The organism is Pseudomonas sp. S3_E10, assembly GCF_054667615.1.
Genome location: NZ_CP162743.1, coordinates 5,694,777 through 5,711,571, shown reverse-complemented (window position 1 = coordinate 5,711,571; position 16,795 = coordinate 5,694,777). Strand labels below are relative to the sequence as shown.

The 16,795-nt window shown below is 59.4% G+C and carries 22 protein-coding genes and 1 tRNA gene; 17 read left to right on the top strand and 6 right to left on the bottom strand.

The genetic code is table 11. The features are described from left to right. Positions 1 to 65 precede the first annotated feature (65 nt). The 5 genes from modA (at position 66) to AB4N98_RS26170 (ending at position 4,484) form a co-directional block, all read left to right on the top strand. Entirely contained in the window at positions 66 to 818 is a 753-nt protein-coding gene (gene modA / locus AB4N98_RS26190; RefSeq protein ID WP_065879042.1) for a molybdate ABC transporter substrate-binding protein, read from the top strand. Beyond that, positions 819 to 1,499 (top strand): molybdate ABC transporter permease subunit, encoded by a 681-nt coding sequence (modB, locus tag AB4N98_RS26185; RefSeq protein WP_065879041.1) that lies wholly within the window; start codon positions 819 to 821, stop codon positions 1,497 to 1,499. Then, positions 1,499 to 2,584 (top strand): molybdenum ABC transporter ATP-binding protein, encoded by a 1,086-nt coding sequence (gene modC, locus AB4N98_RS26180; RefSeq protein ID WP_065879040.1) that lies wholly within the window; start codon positions 1,499 to 1,501, stop codon positions 2,582 to 2,584. Before modB ends, modC begins: the two co-directional genes overlap by 1 nt. Before the next feature lie 73 nt (positions 2,585 to 2,657). Next, positions 2,658 to 3,686, top strand: a complete 1,029-nt coding sequence (locus AB4N98_RS26175; protein WP_065879039.1) for a DNA topoisomerase IB — start codon at positions 2,658 to 2,660, stop codon at positions 3,684 to 3,686. 93 nt (positions 3,687 to 3,779) lie between these two features. Next, positions 3,780 to 4,484, top strand: a complete 705-nt coding sequence (locus AB4N98_RS26170) for a YoaK family protein (RefSeq protein ID WP_017528094.1) — start codon at positions 3,780 to 3,782, stop codon at positions 4,482 to 4,484. A gap of 142 nt (positions 4,485 to 4,626) precedes the next feature. Here AB4N98_RS26170 and AB4N98_RS26165 read toward each other — a convergent pair whose 3' ends face one another. From AB4N98_RS26165 to AB4N98_RS26150, 4 genes are all read right to left on the bottom strand, one after another. Further along, positions 4,627 to 4,980 carry a hypothetical protein gene (locus AB4N98_RS26165; RefSeq protein WP_026067277.1) on the bottom strand — a complete coding sequence of 118 codons (354 nt, stop codon included), beginning with the start codon at positions 4,978 to 4,980 and terminating at the stop codon, positions 4,627 to 4,629. A gap of 170 nt (positions 4,981 to 5,150) precedes the next feature. Next, on the bottom strand, positions 5,151 to 5,462 hold the full coding sequence (locus AB4N98_RS26160; RefSeq protein ID WP_065879038.1) for an AzlD domain-containing protein: 312 nt from the start codon (positions 5,460 to 5,462) through the stop codon (positions 5,151 to 5,153). Beyond that, entirely contained in the window at positions 5,459 to 6,154 is a 696-nt protein-coding gene (locus AB4N98_RS26155; RefSeq protein WP_065879037.1) for an AzlC family ABC transporter permease, read from the bottom strand. Before AB4N98_RS26155 ends, AB4N98_RS26160 begins: the two co-directional genes overlap by 4 nt. A 71-nt stretch (positions 6,155 to 6,225) precedes the next feature. Continuing rightward, positions 6,226 to 6,441 (bottom strand): hypothetical protein, encoded by a 216-nt coding sequence (locus tag AB4N98_RS26150; protein WP_017528098.1) that lies wholly within the window; start codon positions 6,439 to 6,441, stop codon positions 6,226 to 6,228. Between the two features lie 173 nt (positions 6,442 to 6,614). On the opposite strand from AB4N98_RS26150, the gene AB4N98_RS26145 reads away from it, so the two are divergent. The 5 genes from AB4N98_RS26145 to AB4N98_RS26125 all read left to right on the top strand — a co-directional run bounded on the left by AB4N98_RS26145 (position 6,615) and on the right by AB4N98_RS26125 (position 9,973). Continuing rightward, positions 6,615 to 6,971 (top strand): metalloregulator ArsR/SmtB family transcription factor, encoded by a 357-nt coding sequence (locus AB4N98_RS26145; RefSeq protein WP_116078745.1) that lies wholly within the window; start codon positions 6,615 to 6,617, stop codon positions 6,969 to 6,971. Between the two features lie 19 nt (positions 6,972 to 6,990). After that, on the top strand, positions 6,991 to 8,274 hold the full coding sequence (locus AB4N98_RS26140) for an arsenic transporter (protein WP_017528100.1): 1,284 nt from the start codon (positions 6,991 to 6,993) through the stop codon (positions 8,272 to 8,274). Between the two features lies 1 nt (position 8,275). Then, the gene (locus tag AB4N98_RS26135) at positions 8,276 to 8,746 is read left to right on the top strand and encodes an arsenate reductase ArsC (RefSeq protein WP_017528101.1); all 471 of its coding nucleotides are present in this window, start codon (positions 8,276 to 8,278) and stop codon (positions 8,744 to 8,746) included. Between the two features lie 82 nt (positions 8,747 to 8,828). Continuing rightward, entirely contained in the window at positions 8,829 to 9,440 is a 612-nt protein-coding gene (locus AB4N98_RS26130) for a LysE family transporter (RefSeq protein WP_017528102.1), read from the top strand. Between the two features lie 5 nt (positions 9,441 to 9,445). Continuing rightward, complete coding sequence (locus AB4N98_RS26125; protein ID WP_065879036.1) at positions 9,446 to 9,973, top strand: DinB family protein; 528 nt, start codon at positions 9,446 to 9,448, stop codon at positions 9,971 to 9,973. 2 nt (positions 9,974 to 9,975) lie between these two features. Here the strand turns inward: AB4N98_RS26125 and AB4N98_RS26120 are convergent, their stop codons facing one another. Together AB4N98_RS26120 and AB4N98_RS26115 are read right to left on the bottom strand one after the other, a co-directional pair. Next, positions 9,976 to 10,434: a GFA family protein gene (locus AB4N98_RS26120; protein WP_017528104.1), complete on the bottom strand. Its 459-nt coding sequence runs from the start codon at positions 10,432 to 10,434 to the stop codon at positions 9,976 to 9,978. 150 nt (positions 10,435 to 10,584) lie between these two features. Continuing rightward, entirely contained in the window at positions 10,585 to 10,776 is a 192-nt protein-coding gene (locus tag AB4N98_RS26115; protein ID WP_083221580.1) for a DUF2188 domain-containing protein, read from the bottom strand. Between the two features lie 281 nt (positions 10,777 to 11,057). Here AB4N98_RS26115 and AB4N98_RS26110 point away from each other — a divergent pair. The 7 genes from AB4N98_RS26110 (at position 11,058) to AB4N98_RS26080 (ending at position 16,795) form a co-directional block, all read left to right on the top strand. Further along, positions 11,058 to 11,144, top strand: a tRNA-Leu gene (locus AB4N98_RS26110). A gap of 162 nt (positions 11,145 to 11,306) precedes the next feature. Next, a complete protein-coding gene (locus AB4N98_RS26105) occupies positions 11,307 to 12,587 on the top strand; it encodes a tyrosine-type recombinase/integrase (protein WP_460149057.1) in 1,281 nt (426 codons plus the stop codon). A gap of 278 nt (positions 12,588 to 12,865) precedes the next feature. Continuing rightward, entirely contained in the window at positions 12,866 to 13,618 is a 753-nt protein-coding gene (locus AB4N98_RS26100; protein ID WP_460149056.1) for a hypothetical protein, read from the top strand. A 109-nt stretch (positions 13,619 to 13,727) separates the two neighbouring features. Further along, positions 13,728 to 13,934, top strand: a complete 207-nt coding sequence (locus tag AB4N98_RS26095) for a helix-turn-helix transcriptional regulator (protein WP_150675550.1) — start codon at positions 13,728 to 13,730, stop codon at positions 13,932 to 13,934. A gap of 5 nt (positions 13,935 to 13,939) precedes the next feature. After that, entirely contained in the window at positions 13,940 to 14,800 is an 861-nt protein-coding gene (locus AB4N98_RS26090; protein ID WP_460149055.1) for a ParA family protein, read from the top strand. Positions 14,801 to 14,813: 13 nt separating this feature from the next. Further along, positions 14,814 to 16,241 carry a ParB family protein gene (locus AB4N98_RS26085; protein ID WP_460149054.1) on the top strand — a complete coding sequence of 476 codons (1,428 nt, stop codon included), beginning with the start codon at positions 14,814 to 14,816 and terminating at the stop codon, positions 16,239 to 16,241. Then, entirely contained in the window at positions 16,235 to 16,795 is a 561-nt protein-coding gene (locus AB4N98_RS26080; RefSeq protein WP_150675547.1) for a DUF2857 domain-containing protein, read from the top strand. The genes AB4N98_RS26085 and AB4N98_RS26080 overlap by 7 nt, the downstream gene beginning before the upstream one ends.

The window sequence follows — 16,795 nt, the reverse complement described above, 5'->3', positions numbered from 1 at the left end:
ATATATTCGCGTACATAGCGGTTAGCCCTTCTACCCACCTGCCGTACATCCCAAGGAGCTGCTCCATGATGATTCACGCCTCACGCCTGGCCGTGCTGGTCGCCGCGTTCGCGGCCGGCTCGGCCAGCGCCGATGAAGTCCAGGTGGCCGTGGCCGCCAACTTCACCGCGCCGATCCAGGCGATTGCCGCCGACTTCCAGAAGGACACCGGCCACACGCTGGTCGCGGCCTATGGTGCTACCGGGCAGTTTTACACGCAGATCAAAAACGGCGCGCCGTTCGAGGTGTTCCTGAGCGCCGACGACGCCACCCCGAAAAAACTCGAAGACGAAGGCGCCACCGTCAAGGGCTCGCGCTTTACTTATGCCGTGGGCACGTTGGCGCTGTGGTCGGCTAAAGAAGGCTATGTAGACGCCAACGGTGAGGTCTTGAAGAAAAATGACTTCAAGCACCTGTCCATCGCCAACCCGAAAGCCGCGCCGTACGGCCTGGCCGCGACCCAAGTTGTGGCCAAAGAAGGCCTGACCGAGCAGGTCAAGGCCAAGCTGGTTGAAGGCCAGAACATCACCCAGGCCTATCAGTTCGTGTCTACCGGTAACGCCGAGTTGGGGTTCGTGGCCTTGTCGCAGATCTACAAAGACGGCAAAGTCAGCCGCGGCTCTGCATGGATCGTCCCCGCCTCCATGCACGACCCGATCAAACAGGACGCGGTGATCCTCAACAAAGGCAAAGACAGCGCCGCTGCCAAAGCGCTGGTTGAATACCTCAAAGGTCCCAAAGCCGCGGCGGTTATCAAATCCTACGGTTACGAGTTATAAATGCCGCTATCGAGTGCCGATTTTTCCGCCATCTGGTTGACCATCAAACTGGCTTCGCTGACCACAGTGATCCTCTTGGTCATCGGCACTCCGATTGCCCTGTGGCTGTCGCGCACCCGCTCGTGGTGGCGTGGCCCCATCGGCGCGATCGTCGCCCTGCCACTGGTGCTGCCACCTACGGTGATTGGCTTTTATCTGCTGCTGACCATGGGCCCAAACGGTTACGTCGGCCAGTTCACTCAGTGGCTGGGGCTGGGCACCCTCACCTTCAGCTTCACCGGTTTGGTGATCGGCTCAGTGATCTATTCGATGCCGTTTGTGGTGCAGCCGTTGCAAAACGCCTTCAGCGCCATCGGCACTCGCCCGTTGGAAGTGGCCGCGACCTTGCGCGCCAATCCCTGGGACACCTTCTTTACCGTCATTTTGCCACTGGCACGCCCAGGGTTTATCACCGCGGCCATCCTCGGGTTCGCCCATACGGTCGGTGAGTTCGGCGTGGTATTGATGATCGGCGGCAATATTCCGGACAGGACCCGCGTGGTCTCGGTGCAGATCTACGACCATGTCGAAGCCATGGAATATGCCCAGGCTCATTGGCTTGCCGGGGCCATGCTGGTGTTTGCGTTTCTTGTGTTGCTGGCGCTGTACTCCAGCCGTAAAACCAGGATGGGCTGGAACTGATGTCGACGATTGACGTACGCCTGCAACTCAAATACCCCGACTTCGCCCTAGAGGTCGACCTGCATCTGCCGGGGCGCGGCGTGACGGCGTTGTACGGGCACTCCGGCTCCGGCAAAACCACCTGCCTGCGCTGCATCGCCGGGCTTGCGCGTGCGCACGACGGTTTTATCCAGGTCAACGATGAGGTCTGGCAGGACAGCCGCACCGGGTTATTCGTGGCCCCGCATAAACGCGCCCTGGGCTACGTGTTCCAGGAAGCCAGCCTGTTCCCGCATCTGTCGGTGCGCGCCAACCTGGAATTCGGCCTCAAGCGCATCCCCCGCCAGCAGCGCCGCGTGGACATGGCCCAAGCCACCGAGCTCTTGGGCATCGGCCATCTGCTGGAGCGCAACCCCTTGTTCCTCTCCGGCGGTGAACGCCAGCGCGTCGGTATCGCCCGGGCTTTGCTCACCAGCCCAACACTGCTGCTGATGGATGAACCGCTGGCCGCCCTCGACAGCCAGCGCAAGGGCGAGATCCTGCCATATCTGGAGCGCCTGCACGATGAACTGGATATTCCCGTGCTGTACGTCAGCCACGCCCAGGATGAAGTGGCGCGCCTGGCCGATCACATCGTGCTGCTCAGCGCCGGCAAGGCCCTGGCCAGCGGCCCCATCGGCGAGACCCTGGCGCGGCTCGACCTGCCGCTGGCACGGGGCGACGACGCCGGTGTGATGATCAACGGCACCGTCAGCGCCTATGACGCGCATTATCAACTGCTGACGCTGCAACTGCCTGGCAGCGCCCTGCCAATGCGCATCGCTCATGCGCCACTGGCCGTCGGCAAAGCGTTGCGGGTCAAGGTGCAGGCGCGGGACGTGAGCCTGAGCCTGCAGGCCGAAGAACACAGCAGCATCCTCAACCGCCTGCCGGTGACGGTGACCGACGAAATAGCCGCGGACAACAGCGCCCATGTGCTGGTACGCCTGGAGGCTGCCGGCACGCCATTGCTGGCACGTATCACGCGCTTCTCCCGCGATCAGTTGCAACTGCACCCGGGCCAGGCGTTGTGGGCGCAAATCAAGGCGGTCGCCGTGCTCGCATAACTATTTGGCACGACCGCACAGGGCTGCGGTCAATCAGACATACCGGCCTGATGTGTTGCCAAGGAACCCGCCCATGCCCGACTCTGCGTTGCCCGCCGATCTACCCCGCGATTTGCATTACGTTGACGACACCCAGCCCGGTATCCGCCGCAAGAAAGTACGCGGCAAGTTCCAGTATTTCGATGCCAAGGGTGAGCGCATCAACGACGCTGACCAAATCAAGCGTCTCAACGCCCTGGCCGTGCCCCCCGCCTACACCGATGTGTGGATCTGCGCCGACCCGCGCGGCCATCTGCAAGCCACCGGCCGCGACGCGCGTGGGCGTAAGCAATACCGCTATCACCCGCGCTGGCGTGAAGTGCGCGACAGCGATAAGTACTCGCGCCTGCAGGCGTTCGGCAAGGCGCTGCCCCCATTGCGCAAGCGGTTGCAAGCGCAACTGGCGGAACCCGGCTTTACCCGCGAGAAAGTCCTGGCCACGGTGGTGATGCTGCTGGACGCCACGTTGATCCGCGTCGGCAACACCCAGTACGCGCGCGACAACAAGTCCTACGGGTTGACCACCCTGCGCAACCGCCATGTGGGTATCAAGGGCAGCGAAATCAAGTTCCAGTTCCGTGGCAAGAGTGGCGTGGAGCATCAGGTCAGCGTCAGGGATCGGCGCCTGGCCACGGTGGTCCGGCGCTGCATGGAATTGCCGGGGCAGAACCTGTTCCAGTACCTGGATGAAGAGGGAGAGCGTCACACCGTCAGTTCCCACGATGTAAACGCCTACCTGCACAGCCTGACCGGCGCCGACTTCACCGCCAAGGATTACCGCACCTGGGCCGGTACCGCCATGGCGCTGGCGGTACTGCGCGAACTGCAATGGCAGCCCGAATCCGAAGCCAAGCGGCACGTGGTGGCGATGGTTAAGGACGTCGCCAGGCAACTGGGCAATACACCGGCGGTGTGCCGCAAGTGTTATATCCACCCCGCCGTGCTAGAGCATTTCAGCCTGGGCGAGCTGTCGAAACTGCCCAAGCCGCGCAAGCGCAAGGGGCTCAAGGCCGAGGAAGTCGCGCTGGCCATGTTCCTTGAGCAGCTCGCCAAGGGACGTTAGGCGGTGCAACTTAAAGCTGTCTGAGATCATTGCGCACGTCAGCAAAGCGTCCTACCGTAGTGGCCGGATAATCTCACTTGAGGAGCACGGCCCATGCTGCCTTCGTCCCACAAGCCGTTCGCCAATGCCGCGCTTGCTCATCAACAGCGCTGGCGCGGTCGGGTCGGCTTGATGCTGGTGGCCAGCCTCTCGGTGCTGGCCGGCATGACCGACGCCATTGGCTTTATGGCCAGCGGTGACTTCGTGTCGTTCATGAGCGGTAACACCACGCGCCTGGCGGTGGCGATCAGCGCCGGTGATCTCGGTTTGACAGGACGCCTGCTGCTGCTGGTTGCCACCTTCGTTGTCGGCAATGCGTTGGGGGTGGTGGTCAGCCGCTTCGGGCGGCGGCATGCACTGCCATTGCTGCTGTGCATCGCCACATTGCTGTGCGCGGGCGCGCTGTGGCCGTTCGAGGATGCCTTGCCCGCTTTGCTGGCGGCAATCACGGCGATGGGTATGCTCAACGCGGCGGTGGAAGAGGTGAATGGTTTACCGGTGGGGCTGACCTACGTCACGGGGGCACTGTCGCGCTTTGGTCGTGGCCTGGGCCGCTGGATGCTGGGGGAGCGCCGCAACGGGTGGCGGGTGCAACTGATCCCGTGGGGCGGCATGTTTGTGGGCGCGGTGATCGGTGCGCTGTTGGAGCAGCAGATGGGCCTGAAGGCGTTGCTGGTCAGTGGCGTGTTGGCCGGGGCACTGGGGGTCTTGACACTGAAGATCCCTCGGCGTTGGCATTTGGGGTTTATGCCGCGCTAGAAGAAGGATGCTCGCCCGACGTGCTGGCCTCGACGTCCGTGTACTGGTAAAGAGCCATTACCTCGGGCGAGCGGTGTGAATAATAAGCGAATGTCCGGCGGCTGTCGTGCCGGGCATTTCCGAATATGCCTAAGGCACGGGATTACAGGCAGGTCGCCAATGCGGCCAAACGACGCTTGGCGGGCATGCCGTCGGCAGCGGCGTAATACTTGACGGACGATCCGCTACCGGCGCTTTGCACGTCCACGAAGTAATCGCCGCCCGTGGTGTACACGGTAAAACCGCCCGCCCCGCTCGGCTCCTTGAAACCACCGGCGTCCACGCCAAACACGCTTTCATCCTGCCAGCCAAACTGAACGCACTCGGCAACCACCAGGGTGGTTTTATCCGACGCCAGGGTTTTGTAGGGCGTGCCCGCGCGCGCGTCTTTCATCTTCGAACCCGCGCAACCGGCCAGTGCTGCCAGTACCAATGCGCCCATGACCACCTTTCGCATGCCATCGCTTCCTTGAAAAAACGCGACTGTACCATTGCAATGGCGTTGACTGCCGCCTGCATGAACTTTGTTTCACTGTGAAGGAAGAACTCACTACCTATAGTGGCCAGGCTCATTTTTAGAAGTCTTCCTTCTGCCCGCCCTCCCGCGGGCTTTTTTACGCCTGCGCGTCAGACCCACCAGCGAAACAGATAAAACAACGCCATGCTCAGCAGCACGGTAATCAACACACTGCGCGTCCAGTACATCAGGCCTATCGCGCAGATACCCGCCAGTAAATACGGATTGGCCGGGCTCAGGTTGAGCTGGTGATCGGGCAAAAAAATGATCGGTCCGCAGATCGCCGTGAGCATGCCCGGTACCGCAAACCCCAGAAACTCGCGCGCGCCGCGGTTGAGGCGCACCGGCAGGCGCGGCTCGATAAACAGGTAACGATTAAAAAACACCACCAGGCCCATGGCCACGATCATCAGATAAATCATGGCTGCCCGACTCCCAGTCGCTTGCAGGCAAACCCTGCGCTCATGCCCAGCACGCCGGACACCACCACCGCCGACTCCCAATGCAGATAACTCAGCCACACCGAACACAGCAGGGCCACGGCCACGCAGACCACCGTCGGCACATCGCGCACCACGGGCGTGATCAAGGCAATAAAGGTCGCGGCAATCGAGAACTCCAGGCCCAACTGGTCAAGCCCCGGAATGCTTTTACCCAGCACGATGCCGGCGAGGGTGAACAGGTTCCAGATGATATAGAACGTCAGGCCCACGCCCAATGCATACCAGCGGTTGAAGGTCTGGCGGTCAAAATGACTGACCAGCGCGAAGAATTCATCGGTGAGCAAAAAGCCCAGGCTCATGCGCCACCGGGTCTTGAGCGGCGAAAGAACCGGACGCAGGTGCATGCCGTAGAGCAAATGCTGGGAGGTCAGCAACAAGGTGGTGAGCACGATGGAAATCAGGCTGGCGCCGCTCTTGACCATGCCGATGGCTACCAACTGCGCCGCACCGGCAAACACGATGGCGGACAAGCCTTGGGCCTGCAGCGGGGTAAATTGCGCATCGATGGCCATGGAACCGGCGAGCAACCCCCAGGGCGCGCAGGCCAGGGACAGGGGGATAGCGGCGATGGCGCCGCGAGCGAAGCCGTAATGAGGTATGGCAGCAGGCATGGAAAACGACTCATCAACGAACAGTCGACGAGCATGCCAGCGCAAATAAAAGATGTCTTGAACGATCTTGCTCAGGCGAGTTTTACCGACACCTGCTCCACCGAATCACGCGCCTCACGCAGTTCATAGGCGTCCTGGTTGAGCCGGTGAATGGTATTGAGCAGGCGTTGACGCAACACTTCATCGGCGAGTTTCTCCACGGCGCGCATCAGGTCGAACGCCGCGGTTTCGTTATTTTCCGCGACGGAATCCAGGGTTTTGCGCAGGTTGCGAGTGGCTCGGGTCACGCGGGTCTTCCTTCATCAGCAATGGGCAGGCACTTTAGGACATTCATGTTTCAGTTTAATTTCAATCACTTGTGGTTGATTCGACGACCTTTGATCCACGTCAACGCAAAACAGGATTTGACCTACATATACGCAATTCCATATATTCGCCCCCCTCTATACCGACGTTGAACATGTCCGACTTCTTTTCCCCGCCCGCCCTGTTCAAATGCCTGGCGGACGCCACTCGCGCCCGGATCACCCTGCTGATTCTGCGTGAAGGCGAACTTTGCGTGTGCGAGTTGATCCATGCTCTGGACGACAGCCAGCCAAAAATCTCCCGCCACCTGGCGCAACTGCGCAAAGGCGGGTTATTGCTGGACCGTCGCCAAGGGCAATGGATCTACTACCGCATCAATCCGGCACTGCCTGACTGGGTCACCCAACTGCTGGACACCACCCTGCAAGCCAACCAGCCATGGTTGCATAACGACGCCCAGCGTCTGGATGCAATGGGCGACAGACCACAACGGGCCAGCACCTGCTGCTGAGCCATCGGAGCGTTTATTCATGCTTGTCGCGATCGCGATTTTTATCGTCACCATCATTCTGGTCATCTGGCAGCCCAAGGGCCTGGGTGTTGGCTGGAGCGCCACACTGGGCGCGATCCTGGCCTTGGCCTGCGGCGTGATCAGCCTGGCGGATATCCCGGTGGTATGGCACATCATCTGGAACGCCACCGGTACGTTTGTCGCGCTGATCATCATCAGCCTGCTGCTCGATGAGGCCGGTTTTTTTGCCTGGGCCGCCCTGCATGTGGCGCGTTGGGGCCGTGGGCGCGGTCGCCGTTTGTTTGCCTATATGGTTTTGCTCGGCGCGCTGGTGTCGGCGCTGTTCGCCAATGACGGGGCGGCGCTGATCCTCACGCCCATCGTGATGTCGATGTTGCTGGCCCTGCGCTTTTCCCCGGCGGCAACGTTGGCGTTCGTGATGGGCGCGGGCTTTATCGCCGACACGGCGAGCCTGCCGCTGGTGGTGTCGAACCTGGTGAATATTGTCTCGGCGGATTACTTCAAGATCGGCTTCAACGAATACGCGTCCGTGATGGTGCCGGTCAACTTCGTGAGTGTGGCCGCCACCCTGGCCGTGCTGCTGGGGTACTTTCGCCGCGACGTCCCCCACACCTACGACCCCGCCGACCTCGCCGATCCCGCCAGTGCGATCCACGACCGCGCCACCTTCCTGGCCGGCTGGTGGGTGCTGGGCATTCTGTTGATAGGCTGCTTTGCCCTGGAACCACTGGGCATTCCCATCAGCGCGATTTCCGCCGTGTGCGCCGTCCTGCTGCTGGTGATCGCCGCCAAGGGCCACAAAATATCCACGCGCAAGGTCTTGAAGGACGCACCGTGGCAGATCGTGATCTTTTCCCTGGGCATGTACCTGGTGGTCTACGGATTGCGCAATGCCGGCCTCACCACCTATCTCGCGACCTGGCTGGATACCTTCGCCACTTATGGCGTGTGGGGCGCGGCCATGGGCACCGGCGTGCTGACGGCCTTGCTGTCTTCGGCCATGAATAACCTGCCGACCGTGTTGATCGGCGCGCTGTCCATCGAGTCCAGCCACGCCGTGGGCGTGGTCAAGGACGCCATGATCTACGCCAACGTGATCGGCAGCGACCTGGGCCCCAAAATCACCCCGATCGGCAGTCTCGCCACGTTGCTGTGGCTGCATATCCTGGCGCGTAAAGGCATTACCATCACCTGGGGTTACTACTTCAAGGTCGGGATAGTGCTGACCGTGCCGGTGTTGCTGATCACCCTCGCCGCCCTCGCCTTGCGCCTGAGTATCTAAGATGAAAGTCCTGTTCATGTGTACCGCCAACAGCTGCCGCAGTATTTTGTCCGAGGCCCTGTTCAATCACCTCGCGCCGGAGGGTTTCCAGGCCTTCAGCTGCGGCAGCTTCCCCAAGGGCCAGGTACTGCCGCGCAGCCTGAGCGCGCTGCAAGCTGTGGGTATCAGCACCGAGGGGTTGTACAGCAAAGGCAATGACGCTTTTAAAGACAACCCGCCTGACATTCTGATCACCGTGTGCGACAGAGCTGCCGGTGAAGCTTGCCCGGTGTATTTCGGGCCTGCGGTAAAGGCGCATTGGGGGTTGGAGGACCCGTCTGACGTCAAGGGCGATGACGCCATTGTGGAAGCCGCGTTCGAGGCGACACTCAATACCATCGAAACCCGCTGCCGAGCGCTTTTCGACCTGCCTCTGTCCAGCCTGACCCCGGCGCAACTGAAGATTGAACTTGAGCGTATCGCCGCGTTGTAACAACGTTGCCAGGCTCAAACAACGGTCGATTTGAGCGCCCTTGCTGACGTATGCTCTGCCACTTTCTCGAAAGGAAGCGGGCATGCTGACGATCTTTTTTTACGCGCTGGTATTCGGTTTTGTGTTTTGCCTTTCGCCCGGCGCGGTGCTGGCGGAGACCCTGCGACGTGGCTTATTGCAGGGCTTCACGCCTGCCCTGTTGGTGCAGATCGGCTCGCTGGTGGGCGACGCAGTGTGGGCGGTGATCGGCCTGACCGGCATCGCCCTGCTCATCCAGCATGACGCCGTGCGCGTGCCGCTGACGGTGATCTGCGCGCTGTACCTGGCTTGGCTTGGTATACGCAGCTTGATTGACGCCTGGCACCTGCCAAAAATGGACGACGCAGCGGCCACTTCCGGGAAAAACGCACTGGCGGTGGGCGCCGCGATTTCCCTGGCCAACCCGAAGAACATTGTTTACTGGGGCGCGTTGGGGAGCGCCTTGTCCGGCATCGTGGGCGCCACGCCCAGCCATGGTCAGACGTTGATGTTTTTTGCAGGTTTTATGCTGGCCTCGGTGTTGTCATGCTTTTTGATCGCTACCCTGGTCAACCTCTTGCGCAAAAATGCTTCGCCACTGTGGCAGCGCGTCAGTTATGCCGCCTGCGGCGTGGTGCTGATCTATCTGGCGATTCTGGCCGCTCAGGGCATTTAAACCACATGAACCGTATCGAACAGATCGTGCTGATGGCAGCGTACAACCGGTGGATGAACCGCAAGGTCTATGCCGCCGCCGCCCAGCTTTCAGAGGCGCAATTACGCATGGACCGCGAGGCCTTTTTCGGCTCGATCCTCGGCACGCTCAACCATCTGGCGCTGGGCGACACGGTGTGGCTCAAGCGCTTCGCCCAACACCCGACAGGCTTTTCGGCACTGGCCCCGCTGGAAGCCATCGCCATGCCCCGCGACCTCAAGCACTTGGCCTTCGCGGACCTGGAGCAACTGGCGACCCGTCGCGGTTGGCTCGACCAACTGATCATCGACTGGGTCGAGACCTTGCGTGAGCCCGACCTCGACCAGCGCCTGCATTACCGCAACATGCGTGGCGTCGCGAGCGATAAGCCGTTTTCGAGCCTGCTGCTGCACTTCTTCAATCACCAGACCCACCACCGCGGCCAGGTCACAACGCTTTTGACCCAGGCGGGCGTGGATGTCGGCGACACTGATTTGCTGGCACTGATCGACTGAACTCAGCCCTTACCGAACGCGGCATAGGCTTGCATCAAGCGCGGGAAGTCGTGGGGTTCGGGCAGTTTCGCGAAACTTTCGACCGCTGGAGTATTTGCCCAGGGCAGCTTTTCGCAGGTCCAGGTTTCCATGAACGGCCTGTACGCCCTGAAATTATCCAGCAGGCTCGCGCGCACATTGACGAACTCGTCGATGCCATGGGGCCGGGTAAACAGCCAACTCATGCAGCGAGGGCAAAAGTAGTGACGGTCGACGCCGTGCAGGCCACCAATGACCGGGCAGCCCTGGGTCACCGTGAAAGCACCGGCGGCATACAACGCACTGAGGGAAAACGCGCTGGAGGTCATCTTCTGGCAACCGGTGCAATGGCAGGCCATGGTGATCACCGGGGGCTCGCTCAGGCTAAAGCGCACCTCGTTACAGCGGCAGCTGCCTACTTGAAGCAGGGTTTCGGCGCTCATCATCGTGTCCTTTTTGTGATGGAAAGCGTGGCAGGGTAGCGCCCGCGGCTGGGGTTGAACAGGCCAGCAAACGATACCGAACCCTGCATCAGCGCCGGGGCAGTACGCCATACGCAAAAGCCCCGGCGGAACCGGGGCTTTCACGTGTCCTCACGCATCATTGGCTACCGGCCTGCCGCGCGCCTTGTACGCCGGCAGCGTGGCGGCGTACGCCAGTGCCTGTTCACGGGAATTGAAGGACGCCAACCGGTCGCTATGCGTACACACTCGCCAGGGGCCGTAATTGACCTGCACGATATGGTATCCATTCAGATGCAGCTTCTTCAGCATTGGAACGCTCATAGTCACCTCGCTTTCCTGAGATTTCCACGGGTTGCACGGCCTACCTTACACCCGCATCCGCCAGGAAGGCTGACCACATGTCGCGGGCTTCAAAGGCTCTTCTGTCATTTATAGACAGTACCCCCCGACTCGACCCCAGTACCGAATCGCCCCTCAAAACCGCGTAGCTCACTGATCTTCCGAGCTTTTTCATCCATTCCCGCGCACAAGAAAGCTAGCGTGCGACCTTGCACATACGCGCCTGGATCTATATATTCCCAACCCTGCTTAACCGCGCTACCGCCCGAATGGCGAAACTGGTAGACGCATGGGACTTAAAATCCCCCGCTCGTAAGGGCGTCCCGGTTCGATTCCGGGTTCGGGCACCATCTCCAGTTCCACTGACGGCCAGTAAAGTCCGTGGAACCCTTTAAAACCCGCCTCTTGGCGGGTTTTTTCGTTTATGGCATGCCGTCGGTTTCTATCGAGTTCCGGGCTTTTTAAGTATAGATTTAGAGATATCAGTCGGTTCGATATCGGGTTGTATACTTATGTCGCGCACTACTACTCCACTCTCAGATGCTGAGTGCCGCACAGCCAAGCCTAAAAGCCGTCCCTATGGGCTCTTCGATGGAGAGGGGCTTTTTCTGCTAGTCCAACCCACGGGTCGAAAGGGATGGCGCTTTCGCTATAGCAAACCCAACGGCAAACAAGGTCTAACGTCGTTTGGCAATTACCCCGTTGTCGGCCTTGCTGATGCCCGTGCCAAGCGTCTGGAGGCTAAGCGATTGCTGATGCAAGGTATCGACCCTGTCGAAAATAAGCGTAACGTTAAAATCGAAGCTGAAATAAGAGGTCGAACCTTTGAAGATGTTGCTCTGAACTGGCACAAGGACATGTCTATAAGGTGGACCCCGGGTCATGCCAAAAACGTATTGCGACGTCTCCAAACCTATGTATTCCCATGCATTGGCGCGCGATCTATCCTCGACCTGGATACCCACGATCTACTGCAACCTCTGGAAGCAATCAAGAAAAAGGGATCGATCGATGTTGCGTTGAGGGTAAAAAACTACCTGATGAACATCATGCGCGAAGCCAAACGCGCTCGGCTGATCAGTGTAAATCCTGCCTACGATCTTGAAGGTTCAATCAAACCTCAGCGCACGGCACACCGGCCGGCCCTCCCCTTATCGCGCCTGCCGGAACTGCAGGAACGTATCGCCAACTACAAAGGCCGCTTACTGACACGATTAACCGTGATGCTCTCACTGCATCTGTTCGTTCGCTCCAGCGAACTGCGTTTCGCCCGTTGGTGCGAGTTCGACCTGGAGCGTGCCGTTTGGGAAATACCTGATACACGCGCAGCTCTAGAAGGCGTCGCCTTTTCTACGCGGGGTACAAAAATGGATGGCGACGTCCATCTAGTACCCTTATCACCCCAAGCGATTGCACTCCTCAAACAAATCCAAGCCCTGACAGGCGGGTTCGAACTGGTTTTCGCGGGCGATGCCAATCCGCGCAAGCCGCTGTCAGAAAACACTGTCAATAAAGCGCTGCGAACGATGGGCTACGACACCCGGTCAGACATTTGCGGGCACGGGTTTCGTACTATGGCTTGCAGTGCCCTGGTGGAGTCAGGGCTTTGGTCAGAAACCGCGATTGAACGGCAAATGAGCCATAGAGAACGCAACAGCATTCGCGCGGCGTATATTCACAAAGCTGAGTTTATTGAGCAGCGCAGACTGCTCATGCAATGGTGGAGCAACTATTTAGAGGCAAACCGAGTGGAGCACGTTACTCCACATGAATACGCCAATGGCCGAGAGTGAAGGCAGCGTGACTCGAAGCGCGCGAGTTACTAATTCGACGGCTCGCGGCCCGACACGAGGCATCGAACCTTATACGCCAAGTTTATTTACATACTATAGATTCAAATCGAATCTCACAAAAAAAAGCGCATATTCAACCATCAAAACAGGACGTGCGCTGCTATACAGGCAAGCGCCATACCGAGATAAGACAGCTTAACTTAATTCAGTACAGACGACGGTAAACCACCGCCCACATCAGGCATCACCCCGAATCCAAAATAAAAAGGGACCTGATCATGTACGTCGAAGGCAGCTGTGAGCTTTCTTACAAGCCGTTCTACCACCCGATTGAAGCGGCAATCAGGTGGTGCGGCTTACTGGAATATGAAGCAGAAATTCTGCACGCCTTTGCCCTGGCACCTCACACATTAAGTACTGCCTTCCCGCAGTGGCCATGTCTCTATCTGAATCTGGAAAAACTGCACGATGCGGTCGCAAACGGAGAACTGCGCTTCGGTTCGCTGGGCGTCCCGGTAGAACCGGGTATTCATGTCCCACCGGAGCTACTCACTGTGCGCTACATCGACCTGAAAGAGTGGATGACGCAACACTTCCCCGATCAAAAGCCTGCTTTTCTATTCGATCAAATCGAACGCGCTGTTCACCCCGCCATCAGCACTGATTCATTCCAAGTTTTGCAGGCTGACCGGGATGCACTACGGGTACAACTCAACGCCCTGGAAACAATCCAGCAAACCGAGCGTGAGGCTCACGCAGAAGTCGTGACGCAACGAGATCGACTGCTGCGAGCCATCGGCGATGGCTCGACATTAAACGAGCGCAGTTTACGGGGACACGAGTGTGTGCTCGGTGCAGTCTTGCAGGTGGTCTTGGGGCGCTCACCCGCCGGCAAGCCCTACTCGGTGTTCAACAGCCAGGAAGCCTTGGTGAGTGCAATTGTCGCCCATAGCGGCAGCGTTACAGGTATCAGCAAGCACAGCCTCGATCTGAAATTCGCCGCCGCAAAACGCCGCTTGAAGGACGCTTGAGTCAATTGCATCGAAGATTGGATAATTTTTACTGCAATGACACCCGGACCACCCTGCCCTTCACTGCTCCTACCTGGCCCTGACCCTCGGCTAAAAAGGAGTACACACCATGCTTAACGAACCCACCACCACCGACCGCCGCATCCTGCGCCGCGACGAAGTCGAGCGCATCACCGGTTTCAAGCGCTCGCATCTCTATAACCTGATGAAGGAAGGCCGCTTCCCCGCAGCCAAACGCATCGGTTTACGCGCAGTCGGTTGGGACTCCCATGAAATCAACTGCTGGATCAGCGAGCGCCTCGCTGAGCACCGGTGACCGCCATGCACGTATTGGTGATTGGCTGTACCAAGGGCGGCGTGGGCAAAACCACTGTCGTTGCCAACCTCGGTGGGATCGCGGCCGATGCAGGGCTGCGGGTGGTGATGTTGGATCTGGATATCCAACCGACGCTTTCAAGCTACTTCAAGCTGGAGTGGCGAGCGCCCTGCGGCATCTATGAATTGCTGGCATTCAACGAGTCTCGACTTGATGAATTGATTTGCCACACCCGTATCCGGCACCTGGACTTGGTGCTGTCCAACGATGACCAAAACCAACTCAATACCTTGTTGCTGCATGCCCCAGACGGTCGCTTGCGCCTGCGCAATCTGCTCTCGGTGTTCATCCCCCACTACGACCTGATGCTGATAGACACCCAGGGTGCTCGCAATGTAATGCTGGAGATGGCCATCCTCGCGGCTGATGAAGTGCTGTCGCCGGTGACACCGGAAATCCTTGCTGCGCGTGAACTACAGCGCGGCACATTGAAGTTGTTGAGGGACCTTGCGCCCTATCAATACCTGGGTGTTCCGAACCCGCCGCTGCATATCTTGATCAATCGGGTCCACCCGGTCTCGGCCAACGCTCGGCTGATTCAGCAATCCCTACGGGAAATCTTCAACAAGCAACCGGACATTCAGGTCCTCAACACCGTTGTGCCGGCCCTTGAAGCTTACCCACGTGCGGCTATGCAGTGGCAGGCGGTGCATCGCGTGGAGACTTGGCGTCCGGCGGGAAGATTGGCGCCTGCGGCCCTGGAAACCATGCGCTCACTTGCCTGCGAACTCTTCCCACAGTGGCAGCACCGATTCGAGAACGTCTGCGGAAAAAAGCTCGAGCGCAACGGCCATGCCGACCGTTGAGGAGATTCAGGCCATGGTTGAGCAATTACAGGTGCCTGGTTTTGCGCGTAGCGATGCGTCGCAGGCGGCGATGAGCGACCCGATTGCGGATACGCCGATGATCGTGACACTGGATCAACTGCGCCCATATTCGCTGGACCCGAGGGTCACACGAAACCCGCGCTACGAGCTGCTTAAAGCCTCTATTCAGGAGCGTGGGCTGGATACGCCGCCATCGATTACACGACGCCCCGGTGACACCTTTTTTATGATCCGTTCTGGCGGCAATACACGCCTGGCCATTCTGGGGGAGCTATGGGAAGAGACTCAGAATGAGCGCTTTTTTCGAATTCCCTGCCTGTTCAGACCCTGGCCAACCCGAGGCGAAATAATCGCGCTGACTGGGCATCTGGCCGAGAGTGAATTGCACAGTCGTTTGACCTTTATTGAACGCGCATTGGGCGTTGAAAAGTCCCGGGAGTTATACGAGCAAGAGCTGGATCGGAGCTTGTCCCAGTCCGAACTGGCAAGGCTTCTGTGTGCCGATGGCTATCCGATTCAGCAGTCGCATATCAGCCGTATGCAGGATGCCGTGCACTTTCTGTTACCGGCGATTCCCAAGGTGCTGTACGGCGGGCTCGGCCGCCATCAGGTGGAGCGGCTGGCCACTATGCGCCGAGCCGCCGAGCGTACCTGGGAGCAATACACTCAGGCGCAGAGCTTTTCGACGTTATTTCAAGATGTGCTAGCCGCCTTTGACAATGAGCCGGGGCAATTCCTGCTTTCACGTGTCCAGGATGAGCTAGTCGGGCAGATGGCCGAGCAGTTGGCGGTGGACTATGACGCGCTCAATCTGGATATCTCTATCGCGGGGAATCGTCAGTCGGCGTTGGCGCTTGAGCCACAGGCACCAGAGCCATTGCCTGTAGCGACATCGCCTACCAGTGCTACAACCACGCCGCCCCCAATCACCGAGCCACGGAAAGAAGCACCGCCGCCAGTCCTCACTGAGCGCCTTGCCGCGATCCAGACGCTGGTTGAAGCAGAAAACACAACTGACGCGGAAGAACCCTCACTGCCCATTCACACCGATAGCCTCTACCCTATCAACGATATTTGGCGCATAGAGCCCAGTCTTGACACACCGCATCGTCTGCGGATTCATATCGCCCAATTTGCCCGTGAGATCGCCAACGCAGCGGGCTATGAAAATAGCCTGCAAACGGTTGAGGGCGGTTACGGTTTTCTGTGCAGCGATGACACACCGTCGACCTGTTCCAATGACACGCTCGCCTTGTTGAACGCCATCATCACACCGAGCTGTCCGGTCGAACCCCATGAGTTACTGGCGCAAGCGGGCCTGGACGATGATAGCCTGATCAAGCTATTCCGCATGATCCGCTTGGCACGCCGCCTGCACCAACTCGTCGCAGATGATGACTCTGGGAGGACACCGTGCTGATCCCCCACCCACTCAACCAGGCCGTAATCGTTCAAGCCCTGCACGACCTGCGCAACGGCCAACTGCGCCGCTGTAAAGCCATGGGCTTCAGCGACAGCGACTTGGCAGCCCTCAAACAACCCGCCCTGGTCAGCCTGTTGCTAAACTCCCAGGCGCCCTGGTGCACCGTCACGGTCAACCATGCCGTGATTGAACGCATCCTGCGCCAGGCCGACAACACCGCCCAGGAAGTCGCCGCCGTCGACCGTATGCTGCGCCTCGGCGCCAGCACCGAGATGGTCTGCGACTTTTACGGCCTCACCCATCAGGAAATTGCCCTACGCCGCGATATCCTTGGTCTGCCCAAACGCAAAGGCCGCCACCCAGTGCTGACCGAAACCGAGGAAATCGAGCTGTGGCATCAGTGGAAACCCCAAGTCGATGCCCGAGCCATTGCGCTCAATGATGAGCTGGGTCTACTTGACTTGGCGCTCGACCTGGCTGAACGCCTTGGCCATCCTGCCTCGGTCATTTGGGCCGCCGGCCGCAGCTGGATCGAACAACAGTTGGTGTAA